Consider the following 18,724-nt stretch of genomic DNA (forward strand, 5'->3'; position numbering starts at 1 on the left):
ATTCGTATGACCAGCAACAATCCGCAAACCCGTGAATGGCAAGCCTTGAGCAACGATCACCACCTGGCTCCGTTCAGCGACTTCAAGCAGCTGAAAGAGAAAGGCCCGCGGATCATCACCCATGCCAAGGGTGTTTACCTGTGGGACAGCGAAGGCAACCAGATCCTCGACGGTATGGCCGGTTTGTGGTGCGTGGCCATTGGTTACGGTCGTGATGAACTGGCCGATGCAGCCAGCAAGCAAATGCGCGAATTGCCTTACTACAATCTGTTCTTCCAGACCGCCCACCCGCCGGTGCTGGAACTGGCCAAGGCCATCTCCGACATCGCACCGGAAGGCATGAACCATGTGTTCTTCACCGGTTCCGGTTCCGAAGGCAACGACACCATGCTGCGTATGGTCCGCCACTATTGGGCGATCAAGGGCCAGCCGAACAAGAAAGTCATCATCAGCCGCAAGAACGGCTATCACGGTTCCACCGTGGCCGGCGCGAGCCTGGGTGGCATGACTTACATGCACGAACAGGGCGACTTGCCGATCCCGGGCATTGTCCACATCGCCCAGCCTTACTGGTTCGCCGAAGGCGGTGACATGACCCCGGAAGAGTTCGGGATCTGGGCTGCCAATCAGCTGGAAGAGAAAATTCTCGAAGTCGGCGTCGACAACGTCGGCGCCTTCATTGCCGAGCCGATCCAGGGCGCCGGCGGCGTGATCATTCCGCCCGACAGCTACTGGCCGCGCATCAAGGAAATCCTCGCCAAGTACGACATTCTGTTCGTGGCCGACGAAGTGATTTGCGGTTTCGGCCGTACCGGTGAGTGGTTCGGTAGCGATTTCTACGACCTCAAGCCCGACATGATGACCATCGCCAAAGGCCTGACGTCGGGCTACATCCCGATGGGTGGCCTGATCGTGCGTGACGCGGTGGTGGACGTGCTCAACGAAGGTGGCGATTTCAACCACGGCTTTACGTACTCCGGGCACCCGGTGGCCGCTGCGGTGGCGCTGGAAAACATCCGCATCATGCGCGACGAGAAAATTATCGAGCGCGTTCATGCAGAAACGGCACCGTATTTGCAGAAACGTCTGCGGGAACTGAACGATCATCCGCTGGTGGGTGAAGTTCGTGGGGTAGGTCTGTTGGGGGCCATCGAACTGGTTCAGGACAAGGCCACACGCAAGCGTTATGAAGGCAAGGGCGTCGGCATGATCTGCCGTCAGTTCTGCTTCGACAATGGCCTGATCATGCGCGCCGTCGGCGACACCATGATCATCGCGCCACCGCTGGTGATTACACCGGCGGAAATCGATGAGCTGGTGACCAAGGCGCGCAAGTGTCTTGATCTGACCCTGAGTGCATTGCAGGGCTAAGTGCTAGGCTCTGAGCGCAAGTCCGAGGTTCTGCATGACGCAGGGACTTTCGCTCAGAGCTGTCAGAAAGCGTGGCCTTTCCTTGATAGACCGATGTGGATCTTGCCAGACTAGCCGCGGTTCCAGTTACCCGGGTTCGGTCGCTGAACAAGTGGTTCAAAAAAGAAAAATTTGGAGCATTACGCATGAAGGCACTAGGTAAAAAGCTCGCTGGCAAGACCCTCCTTGCCATGTCCGTGATGGGGTTGATGGCGGGCGCGGTTCACGCCGATGACAAAGTTCTGCACGTGTACAACTGGTCCGATTACATCGCCCCCGACACCGTCAAGAAGTTCGAAGACGAGTCGGGCATCAAAGTGGTCTACGACGTCTTCGACAGCAACGAAACCCTCGAAGCCAAGTTGCTGGCCGGCAAGTCCGGTTACGACATCGTTGTGCCGTCGAACAACTTCCTGGCCAAGCAGATCAAGGCCGGCGTGTACCAGAAGCTCGACAAATCCAAGCTGCCTAACTGGAAAAACCTGAACCCGGAACTGCTCAAGGCGGTATCGGTCAGCGACCCGGGCAACGAGCACGCGTTCCCGTACATGTGGGGCTCGATCGGTATTGGCTTCAACGCCGAGAAGGTCAAGGCTGCACTGGGTGCCGATGCACCGACCAACTCCTGGGACCTGCTTTTCAAACCTGAAAACGCCGCGAAGTTGAAATCGTGCGGTATCAGTTTCCTCGATTCGCCAACCGAGATGATTCCGGTGGCGTTGCACTACCTGGGCTATCCAACCGACAGCCAGGACAAAAAACAACTGGCCGAAGCCGAAGCGCTGTTCCTGAAAATCCGTCCTTCGGTAGGTTACTTCCACTCGTCCAAGTACATCTCCGACCTGGCCAACGGCAACATCTGCGTGGCCGTGGGTTACTCGGGTGACATTTACCAGGCCAAGTCCCGCGCAGAAGAAGCCGGCGACAAGGTGAAAGTCAGCTACAACATTCCGAAAGAAGGTGCAGGCAGCTTCTACGACATGGTCGCCATCCCTAAAGATGCCGAAAACGTCGAAGGCGCCTACAAGTTCATGACCTTCCTGCAGAAGCCGGAAATCATGGCTGAAATCACCAACGCCGTGCGTTTCCCGAACGGTAACGCCGCTGCCACGCCGCTGGTGGATAAAGACATCACCAGCGATCCGGGCGTTTACCCGCCGGCGGATGTCCTGGCCAAGCTGTACGCGATTGCCGACTTGCCGGCCGCGACCCAGCGGATCATGACCCGCAGCTGGACCAAGATTAAATCCGGTAAATAAGTAATTAACCTGTAGGAGCGAGCCTGCTCGCGATGAACCTGAGAGCGCCGCGGGGTGTCAGGCACCCATCGTTATCGTTGACGACCATCGCGAGCAGGCTCGCTCCCACAGGTGTTTCTGCATAAAAGTTTTGCTGGAACGGTTTTTCGGGGGTAAGTTGCGCGCCGGTTTTGTTGCCGGACAACCACGGTTGTCATGTAACACGGGGCAACTTGGGCCCAACTAATTTTAGAGGACCTCCACTTGCCTATTTTTTCTTTGTTGCGTAATGCCATGCTGGTTGGCGCCGGATTGACACTGGCTGTCAGTGTCCAGGCCGCCGGTACCGTGCATATTTATAACTGGTCGGATTACATCGGCGAGAGCACGTTGGCCGACTTCCAGAAAGAGACCGGCATCAAGCCGGTGTATGACGTTTTCGATTCCAACGAAACCCTGGAAGGCAAGTTGCTGGCCGGGCGTACGGGTTACGACGTGGTCGTGCCGTCGAACCACTTCCTTGGCAAGCAGATCAAGGCCGGGGCGTTCCAGAAACTCGACAAGTCGCAACTGCCGAACTACTCGAATCTCGACCCGGTGCTGCTCAAGCGCCTGGAGCAAAATGATCCGGGCAACCTGTACGCCGTGCCGTACCTGTGGGGCACTAACGGCATCGGTTACAACGTCGACAAGATCAAGGCTGTGCTGGGCGTCGATACGATTGATTCGTGGGGCGTGCTGTTCGAGCCGGAGAACATCAAGAAGCTGCAAAGCTGCGGTGTAGCGTTCCTCGATTCGGCTGATGAAATGATGCCGACCGTGCTCAACTACATGGGCCTGAACGCCAATAGCACCGACCCTGAAGACTACAAAAAGGCCGAAGCCAAGTTGCTGGCGGTACGGCCTTACGTGACGTACTTCCACTCTTCGAAATACATCGCAGACCTGGCCAACGGCGATATCTGCGTGGCGATCGGTTTCTCCGGCGATATCTTCCAGGCAAAAAATCGCGCCGATGAAGCCAAGAAAGGCGTGAACATCGCCTACTCGATTCCCAAAGAAGGCGGTGCGCTCTGGTTCGACATGCTGGCGATTCCGAAGGACTCGACCAACGTCAAACAGGCCAACGCGTTCATCAACTATTTGCTGAAACCTGAGGTGATTGCGCAGGTCAGCGATTACGTCGGCTACGCCAACCCTAACCCGGCGTCGGACAAACTGATGGACCAGTCCATTCGCACCGACGAAGCGGTGTACCCACCGCAAGCGGTGCTCGACAAAACCTACGTGTCCGTCGAGTTACCGCCGAACATTCAACGTTTGATGACCCGCAGTTGGACCAAGGTCAAGTCGGGTAAATAGTTTCAAGGCTCAAACTATCCAGGTTGGCTCACCTTGAGCGAACTGCACTCTTTTTTCTGGGAGTTTCGTAAATGGCAGTTGCCTCCGGCGCCTATAAGAAAGCCCTCGAGGGCGACCAGTCACCTAAACAGGTGCTGGTCAAAATCGACCGGGTCACGAAGAAGTTCGACGAGACGATTGCCGTGGACGACGTGTCCCTGGAAATCAAGAAAGGCGAGATTTTCGCCCTGCTCGGCGGTTCGGGATCGGGCAAGTCCACGTTGCTGCGCATGCTCGCCGGTTTCGAACGGCCCACGGAAGGGCGGATTTTCCTCGATGGCGTAGACATCACCGACATGCCGCCGTACGAGCGGCCGATCAACATGATGTTCCAGTCTTACGCCCTGTTCCCGCACATGACCGTGGCGCAGAACATTGCCTTCGGCCTCAAGCAGGACAAATTGCCGGCCGCTGAAGTCGATGCCCGCGTGGCGGACATGCTCAAGCTGGTACAGATGAGCCAGTACGCCAAGCGCAAGCCGCACCAGTTGTCCGGCGGCCAGCGTCAGCGTGTGGCCCTGGCCCGTTCCCTGGCCAAGCGCCCGAAGCTGTTGCTGCTCGACGAACCGATGGGCGCGCTGGATAAAAAGCTGCGGTCGCAAATGCAGCTGGAACTGGTCGAGATCATCGAGCGCGTCGGCGTGACCTGCGTCATGGTGACCCACGACCAGGAAGAGGCCATGACCATGGCCGAGCGCATCGCGATCATGCACCTGGGCTGGATCGCCCAGATCGGCAGCCCGATCGACATCTACGAAACCCCGACCAGCCGCCTGGTCTGCGAATTCATCGGCAACGTGAACATCTTCGAAGGCGAAGTGATCGACGACGCTGAAGGCCACGCGATCATTACCTGCAAAGATATGGACCACCAGATCTACGTGGGTCACGGCATCAGCACTTCGGTGCAGGACAAGTCGGTCACCTACGCGATCCGTCCGGAGAAACTGCTGGTCACCGCTGACATGCCGACCTGCCAGTACAACTGGTCCAGCGGCAAGGTCCACGACATCGCCTACCTGGGCGGGCACTCGGTGTTCTACGTCGAACTGCCAAGCGGCAAACTGGTGCAGTCGTTCGTGGCCAACGCCGAGCGTCGCGGCGCACGTCCGACCTGGGGCGATCAGGTTTACGTGTACTGGGAAGACGATAGCGGCGTGGTACTTCGCTCATGAACATGCGCAAATTCAAACGCCGACTCAATCGAATAATTCCCGGTGGCCGCCAACTGGTCATCGGGGTTCCCTTCATCTGGCTGTTCCTGTTCTTCATGTTGCCGTTCTTCATCGTTCTGAAGATCAGCTTCGCCGAAGCCGACGTGGCCATTCCGCCGTACACCGAAATCTACAGCTTCGCCGAACAGAAGTTGCAGTTGCTGCTGAACCTGGGCAACTACGCGATGCTCGGCGACGACGAGTTGTACATCGCCGCGTACCTGGGCTCGTTGAAGATGGCGCTGATCAGCACCATCCTCTGCCTCGTGATCGGCTACCCGATGGCCTATGCCATCGCCAGCGCCCGTAAAGAGCTGCAAACGGTGCTGGTACTGCTGATCATGATGCCGACCTGGACCGCGATCCTGATCCGCGTCTACGCGTGGATGGGCATCCTCAGCAACAACGGCCTGCTTAACGGTTTCCTGATGACCATGGGCTGGATCGACGAACCGCTGCAGATCCTCAACACCAACCTTGCGGTGTACATCGGCGTCGTCTATTCGTACCTGCCGTTCATGATCCTGCCGCTGTACGCCAACCTGGTGAAGCACGACAACAGCTTGCTGGAAGCTGCTTCCGACCTGGGTTCGAGCACGTTCAACAGCTTCTGGAAAATCACCATCCCGCTGTCCAAGAACGGCATCATCGCCGGCTGCATGCTGGTGTTCATCCCGGTAGTGGGTGAGTTCGTGATCCCGGAACTGCTCGGCGGTCCGGAAACCCTGATGATCGGTAAAGTGCTGTGGCAAGAATTCTTCAACAACCGTGACTGGCCGGTGGCGTCTGCTCTGGCAGTGGTGATGCTGGCGATCCTGATTGTGCCGATCATTCTGTTCAATCGCAGTCAGGCCAAGGAAATGGAGGGTAAAGAATGAAGCGCTTCCGTTTCTCCAGCCTGATGCTGGTGGTGGGTCTGGTGTTCATCTACCTGCCGATGTTGATCCTGGTGATCTACTCGTTCAACGCCTCGAAACTGGTGACGGTGTGGGGCGGCTGGTCGATCAAGTGGTACGTCGGCCTGCTCGACAACTCGCAACTGATGGGTTCGGTGGTGCGCTCGCTGGAAATCGCCTGCTACACGGCGATTGCAGCAGTCGCACTAGGGACATTAGCCGCGTTCGTCCTGACCCGCATCACCCACTTCAAGGGCCGCACGCTGTTCGGTGGCCTGGTGACTGCGCCGCTGGTGATGCCTGAAGTGATCACCGGTCTGTCGCTGTTGCTGCTGTTCGTGGCGATGGCGCAGATGATCGGCTGGCCACAGGAACGCGGCATCGTCACCATCTGGATCGCCCACACGACGTTCTGTGCGGCGTATGTGGCGGTGGTGGTGTCGGCGCGTTTGCGTGAGCTGGACCTGTCCATCGAAGAGGCGGCCATGGACCTCGGTGCGCGGCCGTGGAAGGTGTTCTTCCTGATCACCATCCCGATGATCGCGCCATCGCTGGCCGCGGGGGGCATGATGTCCTTCGCGCTGTCGCTGGATGACCTGGTATTGGCGAGCTTCGTGTCCGGTCCGGGTTCCACGACCCTGCCGATGGAAGTGTTCTCGGCCGTGCGTCTGGGTGTTAAACCCGAGATCAACGCCGTGGCCAGCCTGATCCTGCTGGCGGTTTCGATCGTGACCTTCCTGGTCTGGTTCTTCAGCCGTCGTGCCGAAGAAAGCCGCAAGCGTGCGATCCAGCAAGCCATCGAGGAAAGCGCTGCCGACTCCTGGAAGCAACCGGACGTGCGCCGCGCGCAGGCACCGGAAGCGGTTTGAGCCTGAACCGGGGTTGACCACAGCGCTGTGGTCAGCCCGATTCAAAATGTAGGAGCGAGCTTGCTCGCGATAGCGGACAGTCATTCAACATTGATGTTGACCGTGGCGCCGCCATCGCGAGCAAGCTCGCTCCTACAGTTGTTTTGGGCGTTCACAAAATCTGAGTTCAACCAAAGATCCCTTGTAGGAGCGAGCTTGCTCGCGATAGCGGACAGTCATCCAACATCAATGTTGACCGTGGCACCGCCATCGCGAGCAAGCTTGCTCCTACAGTTATTTTGGGTGTTCACAAAATCTGAGTTCAACCAAAGATCCCTTGTAGGAGCGAGCTTGCTCGCGATAGCGGACAGTCATCCAACATCAATGTTGACCGTGGCACCGCCATCGCGAGCAAGCTTGCTCCTACAGTTGTTTTGGGCGTTCACAAAGTCTGTGTTCAACCTTTGCTCGCGATGAGGCTGTTCCAGCCAGCAAAGGTTTACTGCGCAACCCGCGCCGGCAACAGCTTCAACGTGCTGCGTGTATTGGCCGTGACCTCTTCGTCGTTGAGATGCGCCTGGAAATAAACGCCCTCGATGTACGCCTCGGATTGATCGTCAACGTGACGGTCGAGCAGCACGCCGCTTTGGCCTACCGGGTTGATGGTCAGGCTGTGGGCCGGGTCGGCGAAGTCGATCAGACGCCGGGTAGATGGACCATAGGTGACTGGCCACGGTGCCGGGCCGATCTTCGCTGAAAGATTGTTAGGCACTTCATGGCTGCCTGGCGCGGCGAACGGGCCGACGTTGAAGATTCGGTCCAACGGCTTCTGTTGACCCAGCGGATGGCCATGGGTCAGCGTGTGCGCGTTGCCCCACTGCCATTGCGTGAAGTCTGCGCCAAAGGTGGTCTTGAGGTGGGCGATGCTGGCTTGCCAGGCTGCCTTCACTGTGTCGGCGCGGGTTTCATGGTCGAGCGTGGTGCGGTTGTCCCACCACGGCGAGTCGGCCGTTGCGGCCAGGCGCGGTAGCGCGGCGTCGATCACCCGGGTCGAGAGCAATGTTTCGAAAAAGTCGGCGCCCAGTTCATCGTGCATCGTCGCGTCGGCGAGGTTGAACAGGAACTGGTTGAACACGGTGGCGCTGGTGGATTCGAGCGGGTAATCACCTTTCCATTGCGCCAGTTGTTCGACCAGTTTGAGTTCGGCGGGATCGCTCACCACTTCACGCAACACCGGCAGCAGTGGCGCCAGCAAACGCGGGCCGTAGGCGGTGGTGGTGCCCAGTTGCAGCGACTGGCTGGTCTCCAGATTCCACTTCACGGTTTTGTCGCTGAGTTGGCGATCGAGCTCCTGGCCGCGGTCCGCAAGGTTGTAGTAACCGGGAATCTCCATGCCCGTTGGCGACACGGGCTGGAAGTTGGCTGAGACGATGTAGCCCCGCGCCGGGTTTTCTTCCTGGGGGTTGGCGCTGAACGGGTAGAAACCGTCCTTGTCCGCCTCGGCCGTGCTGCCATCGAGAATGAACCACGGGCGTACACCCGCCGGACGCTTGGGCAATTGCGCCGCCGCCCACCAGCCGATATCGCCTTTGGCATTGGCCCAGACCACGTTCAGGCCGGGTGCCTGGATTTTTGCCGCGGCACCACGGGCCTTGGCCAGGGTATCGGCGCGATTGAGCTGGTAGAAACCGTCGATGATCGGGTTCTGGCTTTCGAGAAAGGCCCACCACATGGCAATCGGCGTTTTGCCGACGCCACGGCCCAGGGCATCGTTGACGATCGGACCGTGGGGCGACTGACGCAACACCAGCGTCACCGGTGCTTGCCCTTTGACGGCGATCTGTTGCTCGCTGGACGTCATGTCCACCCATTTGCCGCGATACCAGACCTGGTTGGGATTGTCCGGGTTGACCTTCTCGGCGATCAGGTCGAGGTCATCGTTCTGGAACATGGTGATGCTCCAGCCGAAGTCGCGGTTCAAGCCCAATGACGCGAAGGGCATCAAGGCCTGATAGTGACCGTAGAGTTCGAAGCCCGGTGCAGTGAGGTGAGCTTCGTACCACACCGAGGGCGCTGAAAAGCGGATATGCGGATCGCCCGCCAGCAGCGGCTTGCCACTTTGGGTTCGACTGCCGGCGACAACCCACGCGTTGCTGCCTTCGAACTGCGGCAGGCCATTGTCGGCCAGGGCCTGCTCACTCAGGCGGGCGAGGGCGTTGAGGTCTTTCCAGTCGATGCCGCTCAGCGCCGGTGCAGCGCCGTTGAGCACGCCTTTGGGCTGCCAGTCGAGGTCGAAGGCGTTGAGGTATTGAGGCCCCAACTGATCGCGGACGAACGTCAGCACGGGCTCGGTGCGAAACGCAGCGGCAAAGCTGTAGGCCATGTAGCCGGCGATGCTGATGGTGTCCTGGGCCGTGAACGGGCGCTTGGAAATGCCCAGCACATCGAACTCGACCGGTTTTGCGTGGCTGTCCTGATACTGATTGATGCCATCCAGGTACGCTTGCAGGGCGATGAACGATGGCGATTGTTTGTCCAGGTTTGCCAGGTAGGTTTCGGCGCGTTCACGAATGCGCAGGCTGCGCATCAGTTTGTCGGTGTCGAGCAGCTTCGGCCCGAGCACTTCGGCCAATTCGCCGCGGGCGAGACGGCGCAGGACCTCCATCTGGAACAGTCGGTCCTGGGCATGCACATAGCCGAGGGCGCGGTACAGGTCGGTTTCGTTGTCGGCGCGGATGTGCGGGACGCCGCGCTCGTCGTAGCGCACGGTGACCGAGCCTTGCAGGTGTTGCAGTTCGACCATGCCCTGGCGTGACGGCTGCTTGCTGTAGAGGTACCCACTGGCGCCTGCGGCCAGCACAACGATCAGCAGAGCGAGAGCGGTCAGGCTACGTTTCATGGCAACTCCTTGTTGTTATTGTTTTCCGTTGAGTCATTGTTTAACACGTGCCGCCAATTTGGCGCATCGCCCTTAGGAGGGATTCGTATTACCGCGTTTTTCCCTCTTCCGGAGGATCGAGCGGCCACGGGCAGTAACAGCCGACTGCCAGTGTGTGCGTGGCACTCACCGAACGGCCTTCGTCCAGAGCCTGCAGGATCGGTTCGATAAAGCTGTTGCTGGAATTGCAGGTCAGGCCCTCGCTGTATGGGCCGAAGTACGCCAGTTTTCCGGAACGATCCCAGATCGCCACGGCCGGGCTGGCAGGTATCTGCTCGGAACCGGGTAGCACCTCGATGGACTTCAGGTTACTCAAAGTGCTCGGCAACTGGCCGTGGCTACCGGGTTTTTGCACTCCATAGAATTCCACACCGTGTGGCTCGTAACGCTCGACCAATTCCGTCAGATGTTGTTGATTGCCGACGTTGCACGGGCAGGCCGGGTCCCAGAAATGCACCAGTCGGATGGCGCCGGGTCCGGCAATGGCCTCGGGAAGACGCAGCGGGTCGCCGGAAAACATCGCGGTGTGGGAGCTGAACGCACGCAGGTAACGTCCCTGAAACCAGTCGTAACCCGCCCACAACACACCGGCACACACCACGGCGAGCAGACTGGCAAACAGGGGGGCACGAAAAGGCGAGTGCATCGGTTCAATCCTCGAAGGTCGGCTAGCTTGCCATGCTTGCCGCGACAGATGAATATCGCAGACCTATAAAGTCCGTTTCATGCTTTGGAATCGCTCATGCCTGTCACTTTCGATCCTGATCTTCTACGTGCGAGTCTGCGGCCACTGGCGGATGGACTGCCGTTGTCGACGCAGGCGCAGGCCTATCAGCAGTTCTATGGGCTGGATTTCGCGCAGCGTCGGCTGCGCAGCGGTCTTGGGCGCTTCGAGATCGATGGGTATCAGCTGGTGAGTCAGTTCTGGTGGCCCGAAGGGGCGAAGGCGACGCTGTTTGTCTTCCATGGTTTTTACGACCACACCGGACTGTACCGGCACGTGATCGAGTGGGCGCTGGATCAGGGGTTCGCCGTGATTGCCTGCGATTTGCCAGGGCATGGATTGTCCAGTGGCGAGCGTGCGAGCATCAAGGACTTCGCCGAATACCAGGACACCTTGCAGGGGCTGTTTACCGAAGCGCAGTCCCTTGATTTACCGCAACCGTGGCACCTGTGCGGGCAGAGTACCGGCGGCGCCATCGTGATCGATCATGTGCTCAATGCCGGCGCGAACAGCCCGGCCCAGGGGCAGGTGATTCTGTTGTCACCGCTGGTGCGGCCGCGGGCGTGGGGTTGGTCGCAACTGAGCTATTACCTGCTCAAACCGTTCGTCAAAGCCATCGCCCGACGCTTCAGCGAAAACTCCAATGACCCGGATTTTCTGCCATTCCTGCAAGCCGATCCTTTGCAGCCGTTGCGTCTGCCAACTGCGTGGGTCGGGGCGTTGTCACGCTGGATCAAGCGCATCGAGGCCGCGCCGGTCAGCAGCCGACGGCCACTGATTGTGCAAGGGCAGGCGGACATGACGGTCGATTGGGAACACAACCTCGAAGTGTTGCGCGGCAAGTTTGATCGACCGCAAGTGTTGATGCTGCCTGAGGCGCGGCATCATCTGGCGAATGAGACGCTGGTGATGCGAACGGAGTATTTCGGGTTTTTGACCAGGCGGATAAAAGGCCGGAACTCCTAGTGACAGTCAGGGCCCCATCGCGGGCAAGCCCGCTCCCACAGTGATTGGAGCAAGCTCACAATTTTGTGATCAGCACCGACCTTGTGGGAGCGGGCTTGCCCGCGAAGGCGATCGATCTGGCGCTAAAAATTACTGGGTGAGGTTCGAAGGGTTTTGCCCCACCGCCAACCCCGCCCGAATCGCTGCCAGCGCCGCCTGATAATAAGCCTGGCCTTCAGCCGATTCGGCAAAAGTCGCAAATTCTTCCAGTTCGTTGTCCGACAGGTCGCGGTAGACATAGAGCAGCGTGTTGTTCAGGTCGCTGCCGATCTGGTCCATCAAACGCTGGCGCTGCCCGTTCAACATGCCTTGGGCCTGTCCGGCACCGAGCAGGCCGGGGATCATCGAACTCAGGCTGTCAGCGGCGACACCGGCAATCGCCAGGCTGACTTCCGCGCCAGCCTCACGCGCCGGCAGGGCCTGGGCCAGGTGGCCGATGATCAGCATGCGGCTGTCGCTGGCCTGCATCTTCGGCAAACCCTTGGCATTTTTCGCCAGTTGGTCGCGACGGGTCGCCAGCAGTTCGGCGGCGATGATCTTTTTGCCCAGCGGCGACTGGAAAAACGTCAGCGCAGGTTTCGGATCGGTGAGGTTTTTGCGCAATTGCGCTTCGGCACGTTGGTCCACGGCCTTAGGCGCAAACCGCTGATTGCTGTTATTGACCAGCGCCTGAAACACCGCCGGTGGCAGGCTGCCCTGATAACGCTGTTGGGCCGCCGTCAGGGCGTCGTTAAAGTGCGCGCGTTGTTCCGGCCAGCCGGCGACCTTGTACAGCTGGTCGTGGCCGTCTGCCCAGGCGGGCAAAACGCAGAACATCAGCAGTGATAAAAGCAAACGGCGCATAGGGACTCCTGTCAGCAGGCGACTATTCTCCGTGTGGCACCCTGACTTGTCGAGAATTCGTATCAACCCGCTGCGCGGCTCTGTCGGATTTCCAGGCGCAGGCATACTATGCGCGCCATGCAAATATCCTCTGATCACCCGCTGCTGTTACGAATCGTCGATGACCTGGCCGAGCGCGGCTGGTCGCAGCAGAATATTTTCCTGCCTCTGGATCTGACCCGAGCGCTGGCGGCCGAGTGCCGTAAACGTGCTGCCGAGGGTGAGCTGGCTCCGGCCGCCGTCGGCCGTGGACCGACCTCGGAGATACGCGAAGGCATCCGTGGCGATCATATTCAGTGGATCGATCCCGGTCAGGCCGAGGCGTGCGACAGCTACCTGGGCCTGATGGACAGCCTGCGCGAGGCGATCAATCGCGGGCTGTTCCTGGGGTTGGAGGATTTCGAAAGCCATTTCGCGATGTACCCGCCCGGGGCGTTCTACCTCAAGCACCTCGACCGCTTTCGCGATGACGACCGGCGCATGGTCTCGGCGGTGGTCTACCTCAATGACGGCTGGCTGCCTGAACACGGCGGTCAGTTGCGCATGTACCTGGACAATGAGCGCGCCTACGACGTGCAACCTACCGGCGGTTGCCTGGTGGTGTTTCTCTCTGGCGAAGTGCCTCACGAAGTCTTGCCGGCAACCCGCGAACGCCTGTCATTGACCGGCTGGTTCCGGCGTCGCGGCAACGAGCCGTTCTGAAATGCAAAAGATTCTGGTCAGCCGCTGCCTGTTGGGCCACCGCGTGCGTTATGACGGCGGGGCCAGTGGGCCGTTCGATCAGCTTCAGCAGTGGCTCGATGAAGGCCGTGTAGTGCCGCTGTGCCCGGAGGTGGCGGGCGGCTTGCCAACCCCGCGGGCTGCTGCAGAAATTCCCGGCGGGCAGGGCGCTCACGTGCTTGATGGTCAGGCAACAGTGATCACCACCGAGGGCGAAGACGTCAGTGCGCAGTTTCTGTCGGGGGCGTATCAGGCGTTGGAACTGGTGCAAAAGCACGGCATCCGCGTTGCCGTGCTCAAGGCCAACAGCCCATCGTGCGGCAACCTGCTGACCTACGACGGTACCTTCAGCGGTGTGAAGGTCAGTGGCGAGGGGGTGACGGCGGCGTTGCTCAAGCGCCATGGCGTTCAAGTCTTCAGCGAGCTCGAGCTGGCCGAAGCGGCGGCCGCACTATTGATCTAAAGCGGATCACTAAATCCTGTAGGAGCCGGCTTGCTGGCTCCTACAAATGATCGCGCCAGTCTCAGGGTTTGGGCGTCGCCACAAACCACTTCTTCTCCAGCGCCGCCATTCGGCCGTCGTCCTTGATGCGTTGCAACGCATTTTCCAGGCTGGCATGGAACGCCGGGTTACCTTTCTGAAACGGAATCACCAGGCTTACAGCCGGGTTGGCTTTCGGCTTCTCTTCCGTCAGCGACTGCACCAGCAGCATTGAGCGCGGTTCTTCCTTCTGCGCGAGCATCTGCGTGTTGGTTTGAATGTATGGCTCGCTGAAGTCGAAACGATCCTTGAGTTCCGGGGTCATTGCTATGTGATTGATGGCGACGTCGTACTTGCCGCTTTCGACGCCGGTCAACAGATCGCTGCCGTCGGTGATGACAAAGTCGGCGCGCACATCCAGTTCATTGGCCAGCATTTGACCCAACTCGACTTCGAAGCCGCTGAGTTTTTCGTCCTCCTTGAAATTGAAAGGAGGTGTATTAGCCTCAACAGCAATGCGCAGTTCGCCTCGGTCGTTGATGTCGTCAATCAGTTCGGCATGAGCCAATGGACTCAGAAGGGGTATCAGGCAGATCAGGCCAGGCAGAAAGCGCATGGTCACTCCTTGAATTCATTATCGCGACCCTCTGATTCAGGCTCGCTTTGCTATGGTTGTCGAGTGCCTTCGACAACAAATGGCCATGAAGTTGTCATGGTCACGCGGATTTTACGGAAAAACTGGAGAAGAAAATGAAAAGCTTTATGTCACGTGCAGCGTTGGCTGGTCTGCTGATGGGTGTTTCGGCGCTGGCCGCTGCGGCGACACCGGCTCCCAAAGGGGCTGAGGTGTCCATCGTTTCTCCTGCAGACGGTGCGACGGTGCCGAAAACGGTCGTGGTCAAATTTGCTGTCGAGAACATTGCCCTGGCACCAGCAGGCGATGTCACCAAGAACACGGGTCACCACCATTTGTTGATCGATGTCGACGAACTGCCGGCGGCCGGTGCACCGATTCCGAACGATGCCAATCATTTGCACTTTGGCAAGGCGCAGACCCAGGCTGAAATCACGCTGACGCCGGGCAAGCACACCTTGCAGCTGGAGTTGGGCGATAGCGGCCACATGCCGTTCGATCCGCCGATCCTCTCCGAGAAAATCACGGTCAACGTGAAATGAAAAAGGGAGCCCCGAGGGGCTCCCTTTTTTTCAACTGCGGCTGTTCTTAGAACAGTACACGGCAACGAATGGTGCCGTTGATGTGCTGCAGCTTCTCTTGCGCCAGGTCCGAGTACTCGGCGTCGACGTCGATCACTACGTAGCCAACCTTCTCGTTGGTCTGCAGGAACTGACCGGAGATGTTGATGCCGTTTTCGGCGAAGACCTTGTTGATCTCGCTGAGCACGCCCGGGATGTTTTCGTGGATGTGCAGCAAACGGTGCTTGCCAGGGTGAGCCGGCAGGGCCACTTCCGGGAAGTTCACGGACGATACCGACGTACCGTTGTCGCTGTACTTGACCAGTTTTTCCGCCACTTCCAGACCGATGTTGGCCTGGGCTTCAGCGGTGGAACCGCCGATGTGCGGGGTCAGGATCACGTTGTCCAGGCCGCGCAGCGGGCTTTCGAACTCTTCGTCGTTGGAGCGTGGCTCCACCGGGAACACGTCGATGGCCGCGCCGATCAGGTGCTTGTCCTTGATGGCCGCTGCCAGGTGGTCCAGTTCAACCACGGTGCCGCGAGCAGCGTTGATCAGGATGCCGCCTTTCTTGATGGCGCGGATTTCCTTCTCGCCCATCATCCACTGGGTGGCGGCGGTTTCCGGAACGTGCAGCGAAACGATGTCGGACATCGCCAGCAGATCGTGCAGGTTGCCTACCTGAGTCGCGTTACCCAATGGCAGCTTGGTGATGGTGTCGTAGAAGTACACCTGCATGCCCAGGCCTTCAGCCAGGACCGACAGCTGAGTACCGATCGAGCCGTAACCGACGATACCCAGCTTCTTGCCGCGGATTTCGAAGGAGTTGGCTGCGCTCTTGATCCAGCCGCCACGGTGGCAGGAAGCGTTTTTCTCAGGGATGCCGCGCAGCAGCAGGATCGCTTCGGCCAGCACCAGTTCCGCGACGGAACGCGTGTTGGAGTACGGCGCGTTGAACACGGCGATACCGCGTTCGCGGGCGGCGTTCAGGTCAACCTGGTTGGTGCCGATGCAGAAACAGCCGACAGCGACCAGTTTCTTCGCGTGATCGAAGATCTCTTCGGTCAGTTGAGTGCGCGAGCGAATGCCGATGAAGTGGGCATCCGCGATCTTTTCCTTCAGCTGGGCTTCCGGCAGAGAACCCGTGAGGTACTCGATGCTGGTGTAGCCCGCCGCCTTGAGGACGTCGACAGCCGATTGGTGGACGCCTTCGAGAAGAAGGAACTTGATCTTGCTCTTATCGAGAGAAGTCTTGCTCATCTGCGTAAACCTGTATCCCGGAGAAAAATGGCAGGAAATGGTCAACAGACGCTGACCCCGACGGCAAGAAAGCCGTCGCCGCAGGACAGTCGTTGGGCACTATGCTGCGGGGTCGATATGCTAGCATAGGCGCCCTGCTAAACACTCATTCCTGCGACGTGAAGCGTTCTCAGGATGACCATGAATTGTTCGAGAGTTCTGTCGATGACCAATCCTGCCCTGATTGATGAGCTGAAGACCCTGGTTGAGCCTGGCAAGGTGCTGACCGATGCCGACTCCCTGAATGCTTACGGTAAGGATTGGACCAAGCATTTCGCCCCGGCCCCGACCGCCATCGTGTTCCCCAAGACCACCGAGCAGGTCCAGGCCATTGTCCTGTGGGCCAACAAACACAAGGTGGCGCTGGTGCCGTCAGGCGGCCGAACCGGTCTTTCCGCCGCTGCGGTCGCGGCCAATGGCGAAGTGGTTGTGTCCTTCGACTACATGAACCAGATCCTCGACGTGAACCTCACCGACCGTACTGCCGTTTGTCAGCCCGGCGTGGTCACCAAGCAATTGCAGAACGTCGCCGAAGAAAAAGGCCTGTATTACCCGGTGGACTTCGCCTCGTCGGGCTCCAGCCAGATTGGCGGCAATATCGGCACCAATGCCGGCGGGATCAAGGTCATTCGCTACGGCATGACCCGTAACTGGGTCGCCGGCATGAAAGTGGTCACCGGCAAGGGCGACGTGCTGGAACTGAACCGCGACCTGATCAAGAACGCCACCGGCTACGACATGCGCCAGCTGTTCATCGGCGCGGAAGGCACCCTCGGTTTCGTGGTCGAAGCGACCATGCGCCTGGACCGTGCACCGAAAAACCTCACCGCGATGGTCCTCGGCACCGCCGATTTCGACTCGATCATGCCGGTGCTGCACGCCTTCCAGAGCAAGCTCGACCTGACCGCGTTCGAATTCTTCTCCGACAAAGCGCTGGCCAAGGTCATGGGCCGTGGTGATGTTCCGGCGCCGTTCGAAACCGATTGCCCGTTCTACGCATTGCTGGAATTTGAAGCGACCACCGAGGAAGTGGCCAACCACGCCCTGGAAACCTTCGAACACTGCGTCGAGCAGGGCTGGGTGCTGGATGGCGTGATGAGCCAGAGCGAAACCCAGTTGCAGAACCTGTGGAAGTTGCGCGAATACATCTCCGAAACCATTTCCCACTGGACGCCGTACAAGAACGACATTTCGGTCACCGTATCGAAAGTCCCAGCTTTCCTGAAAGAAATCGACGCGATCGTCGGCGAACACTACCCGGACTTCGAAATCGTCTGGTTCGGCCACATCGGCGACGGCAACCTGCACTTGAACATCCTCAAGCCGGACAACCTGAGCAAGGACGAGTTCTTCGCCAAGTGCGCCACCGTCAACAAGTGGGTGTTCGAAACCGTCGAGAAGTACAACGGTTCGATCTCCGCCGAACACGGCGTGGGCATGACCAAGCGTGACTATTTGACCTACAGCCGTTCTCCGGTTGAGATCGAGTACATGAAAGCCGTCAAAGCGGTGTTCGACCCGAATGGCATCATGAACCCGGGCAAGATTTTCGCTGTTTGATTTTCGAACTTTAAGAGCACGAAGCAGGAGTCGGTAATGAGCTATCAGCACCAGTATGTCGACGGTACGCGTATTCACTTCCCGTTGGGGAAAGTGGTGTGCATTGGCCGTAACTACGCCGAACACGCCAAGGAACTGGACAACCCGGTGCCGACCGAGCCACTGCTGTTCATCAAACCTGGCAGTTGCGTGGTGGCGCTGGAGGGCGGTTTCAGCATTCCGACCGAGCGTGGCTCAGTGCATTACGAAGCGGAAATCGCGGTGTTGATCGGCAAGCCGTTGTCGACCAAGCCGAGCCGTGAAGAAGTGCTCGATGCCATCTCCGGTTTCGCACCGGCCCTGGACTTGACCTTGCGCGACAAACAGGCCGAGCTGAAATCCAAAGGCTTGCCTTGGGAAATCGCCAAGTCGTTCGATGGCGCGGCCGTGATTGCTCCGTTCGTGTCCGGCAGCACCTTTGCCGACCTGACCGATATCGGCATCCGCCTGACCATCAACGGTGAAGTGCGCCAGGACGGCAACAGCAGCGCGATGCTCAACCCGATCGTGCCGATGATCCAGCACATGGCCGGCTGCTTCTCGCTGCAGGCCGGTGACGTGATCCTGACCGGCACGCCAGTGGGTGTTGGCCCGCTGAACGTCGGCGACGAGATCGTGCTGGAACTGCCGGGCGCCAGCAGCTTTACCAGCAGCGTCCGTTAACCTGCGCCAACCCCTGTAGGAGCTGGCTTGCCAGCGAAGAGGCCGCAACATTCAATATCCATGTTGACTGTTGCGCCGCTTTCGCTGGCAAGCCAGCGCCTACAAGGCCGTTGTCATCCTTGCGTCGCAAAGGGCTATCGCGCCATTTTCCGTTTTTTTCACATCCTGTCTGGATAATTTCAGGTCTTTCGGCCTCTGAGCCGTCCCCAAACTG

17 protein-coding genes are annotated in these 18,724 nt (G+C 59.1%); 12 read left to right on the top strand and 5 right to left on the bottom strand.

Going from position 1 to position 18,724, the window contains the following annotated elements:
- Positions 1 to 6: 6 nt before the first annotated feature.
- The 6 genes from QYH43_RS07770 to QYH43_RS07795 all read left to right on the top strand — a co-directional run bounded on the left by QYH43_RS07770 (position 7) and on the right by QYH43_RS07795 (position 7,028).
- Positions 7 to 1,371 (top strand): aspartate aminotransferase family protein, encoded by a 1,365-nt coding sequence (locus tag QYH43_RS07770; RefSeq protein WP_095057511.1) that lies wholly within the window; start codon positions 7 to 9, stop codon positions 1,369 to 1,371.
- A gap of 185 nt (positions 1,372 to 1,556) precedes the next feature.
- Positions 1,557 to 2,669, top strand: a complete 1,113-nt coding sequence (locus QYH43_RS07775) for a polyamine ABC transporter substrate-binding protein (protein ID WP_095057510.1) — start codon at positions 1,557 to 1,559, stop codon at positions 2,667 to 2,669.
- 243 nt (positions 2,670 to 2,912) lie between these two features.
- Positions 2,913 to 4,010: a polyamine ABC transporter substrate-binding protein gene (locus QYH43_RS07780; protein ID WP_095057508.1), complete on the top strand. Its 1,098-nt coding sequence runs from the start codon at positions 2,913 to 2,915 to the stop codon at positions 4,008 to 4,010.
- A gap of 71 nt (positions 4,011 to 4,081) precedes the next feature.
- Positions 4,082 to 5,224 carry a polyamine ABC transporter ATP-binding protein gene (locus tag QYH43_RS07785; protein WP_053163613.1) on the top strand — a complete coding sequence of 381 codons (1,143 nt, stop codon included), beginning with the start codon at positions 4,082 to 4,084 and terminating at the stop codon, positions 5,222 to 5,224.
- 35 nt (positions 5,225 to 5,259) lie between these two features.
- Positions 5,260 to 6,141, top strand: coding sequence for an ABC transporter permease subunit (locus QYH43_RS07790; RefSeq protein WP_301156886.1), 882 nt, complete (start codon positions 5,260 to 5,262; stop codon positions 6,139 to 6,141).
- Complete coding sequence (locus QYH43_RS07795) at positions 6,138 to 7,028, top strand: ABC transporter permease subunit (RefSeq protein ID WP_301156788.1); 891 nt, start codon at positions 6,138 to 6,140, stop codon at positions 7,026 to 7,028. The genes QYH43_RS07790 and QYH43_RS07795 overlap by 4 nt, the downstream gene beginning before the upstream one ends.
- A gap of 478 nt (positions 7,029 to 7,506) precedes the next feature.
- Here the strand turns inward: QYH43_RS07795 and QYH43_RS07800 are convergent, their stop codons facing one another.
- Both QYH43_RS07800 and QYH43_RS07805 read right to left on the bottom strand, forming a co-directional pair.
- On the bottom strand, positions 7,507 to 9,906 hold the full coding sequence (locus QYH43_RS07800; protein WP_301156789.1) for a penicillin acylase family protein: 2,400 nt from the start codon (positions 9,904 to 9,906) through the stop codon (positions 7,507 to 7,509).
- 88 nt (positions 9,907 to 9,994) lie between these two features.
- Complete coding sequence (locus QYH43_RS07805) at positions 9,995 to 10,591, bottom strand: DUF6436 domain-containing protein (protein WP_301156791.1); 597 nt, start codon at positions 10,589 to 10,591, stop codon at positions 9,995 to 9,997.
- Between the two features lie 96 nt (positions 10,592 to 10,687).
- Here QYH43_RS07805 and QYH43_RS07810 point away from each other — a divergent pair, with 96 nt between their 5' ends.
- Positions 10,688 to 11,635 carry an alpha/beta hydrolase gene (locus QYH43_RS07810; RefSeq protein ID WP_095057334.1) on the top strand — a complete coding sequence of 316 codons (948 nt, stop codon included), beginning with the start codon at positions 10,688 to 10,690 and terminating at the stop codon, positions 11,633 to 11,635.
- A gap of 129 nt (positions 11,636 to 11,764) precedes the next feature.
- Here the strand turns inward: QYH43_RS07810 and QYH43_RS07815 are convergent, their stop codons facing one another.
- Positions 11,765 to 12,517: a DUF2059 domain-containing protein gene (locus QYH43_RS07815; RefSeq protein ID WP_301156793.1), complete on the bottom strand. Its 753-nt coding sequence runs from the start codon at positions 12,515 to 12,517 to the stop codon at positions 11,765 to 11,767.
- Between the two features lie 108 nt (positions 12,518 to 12,625).
- On the opposite strand from QYH43_RS07815, the gene QYH43_RS07820 reads away from it, so the two are divergent.
- Entirely contained in the window at positions 12,626 to 13,258 is a 633-nt protein-coding gene (locus tag QYH43_RS07820; protein ID WP_095057336.1) for a 2OG-Fe(II) oxygenase, read from the top strand.
- A gap of 1 nt (position 13,259) precedes the next feature.
- Positions 13,260 to 13,739, top strand: a complete 480-nt coding sequence (locus QYH43_RS07825) for a DUF523 domain-containing protein (RefSeq protein WP_095057337.1) — start codon at positions 13,260 to 13,262, stop codon at positions 13,737 to 13,739.
- 61 nt (positions 13,740 to 13,800) lie between these two features.
- Here QYH43_RS07825 and QYH43_RS07830 read toward each other — a convergent pair whose 3' ends face one another.
- Positions 13,801 to 14,373, bottom strand: a complete 573-nt coding sequence (locus QYH43_RS07830; protein WP_095057338.1) for a transporter substrate-binding domain-containing protein — start codon at positions 14,371 to 14,373, stop codon at positions 13,801 to 13,803.
- Between the two features lie 134 nt (positions 14,374 to 14,507).
- Here QYH43_RS07830 and QYH43_RS07835 point away from each other — a divergent pair, with 134 nt between their 5' ends.
- Complete coding sequence (locus QYH43_RS07835; RefSeq protein ID WP_301156795.1) at positions 14,508 to 14,933, top strand: DUF4399 domain-containing protein; 426 nt, start codon at positions 14,508 to 14,510, stop codon at positions 14,931 to 14,933.
- Between the two features lie 46 nt (positions 14,934 to 14,979).
- Here QYH43_RS07835 and serA read toward each other — a convergent pair whose 3' ends face one another.
- Positions 14,980 to 16,209, bottom strand: a complete 1,230-nt coding sequence (gene serA, locus QYH43_RS07840) for a phosphoglycerate dehydrogenase (protein WP_095057340.1) — start codon at positions 16,207 to 16,209, stop codon at positions 14,980 to 14,982.
- A 204-nt stretch (positions 16,210 to 16,413) separates the two neighbouring features.
- Between serA and QYH43_RS07845 the strand changes: the two genes are divergently transcribed.
- Both QYH43_RS07845 and QYH43_RS07850 read left to right on the top strand, forming a co-directional pair.
- Positions 16,414 to 17,808, top strand: a complete 1,395-nt coding sequence (locus QYH43_RS07845) for an FAD-binding oxidoreductase (protein ID WP_095057342.1) — start codon at positions 16,414 to 16,416, stop codon at positions 17,806 to 17,808.
- Positions 17,809 to 17,844: 36 nt separating this feature from the next.
- A complete protein-coding gene (locus QYH43_RS07850; protein WP_095057343.1) occupies positions 17,845 to 18,510 on the top strand; it encodes a fumarylacetoacetate hydrolase family protein in 666 nt (221 codons plus the stop codon).
- Positions 18,511 to 18,724: the final 214 nt, after the last annotated feature.

It is taken from the genome of Pseudomonas sp. C32 (assembly GCF_030417915.1).
Classification (GTDB): Bacteria; Pseudomonadota; Gammaproteobacteria; order Pseudomonadales; family Pseudomonadaceae; genus Aquipseudomonas.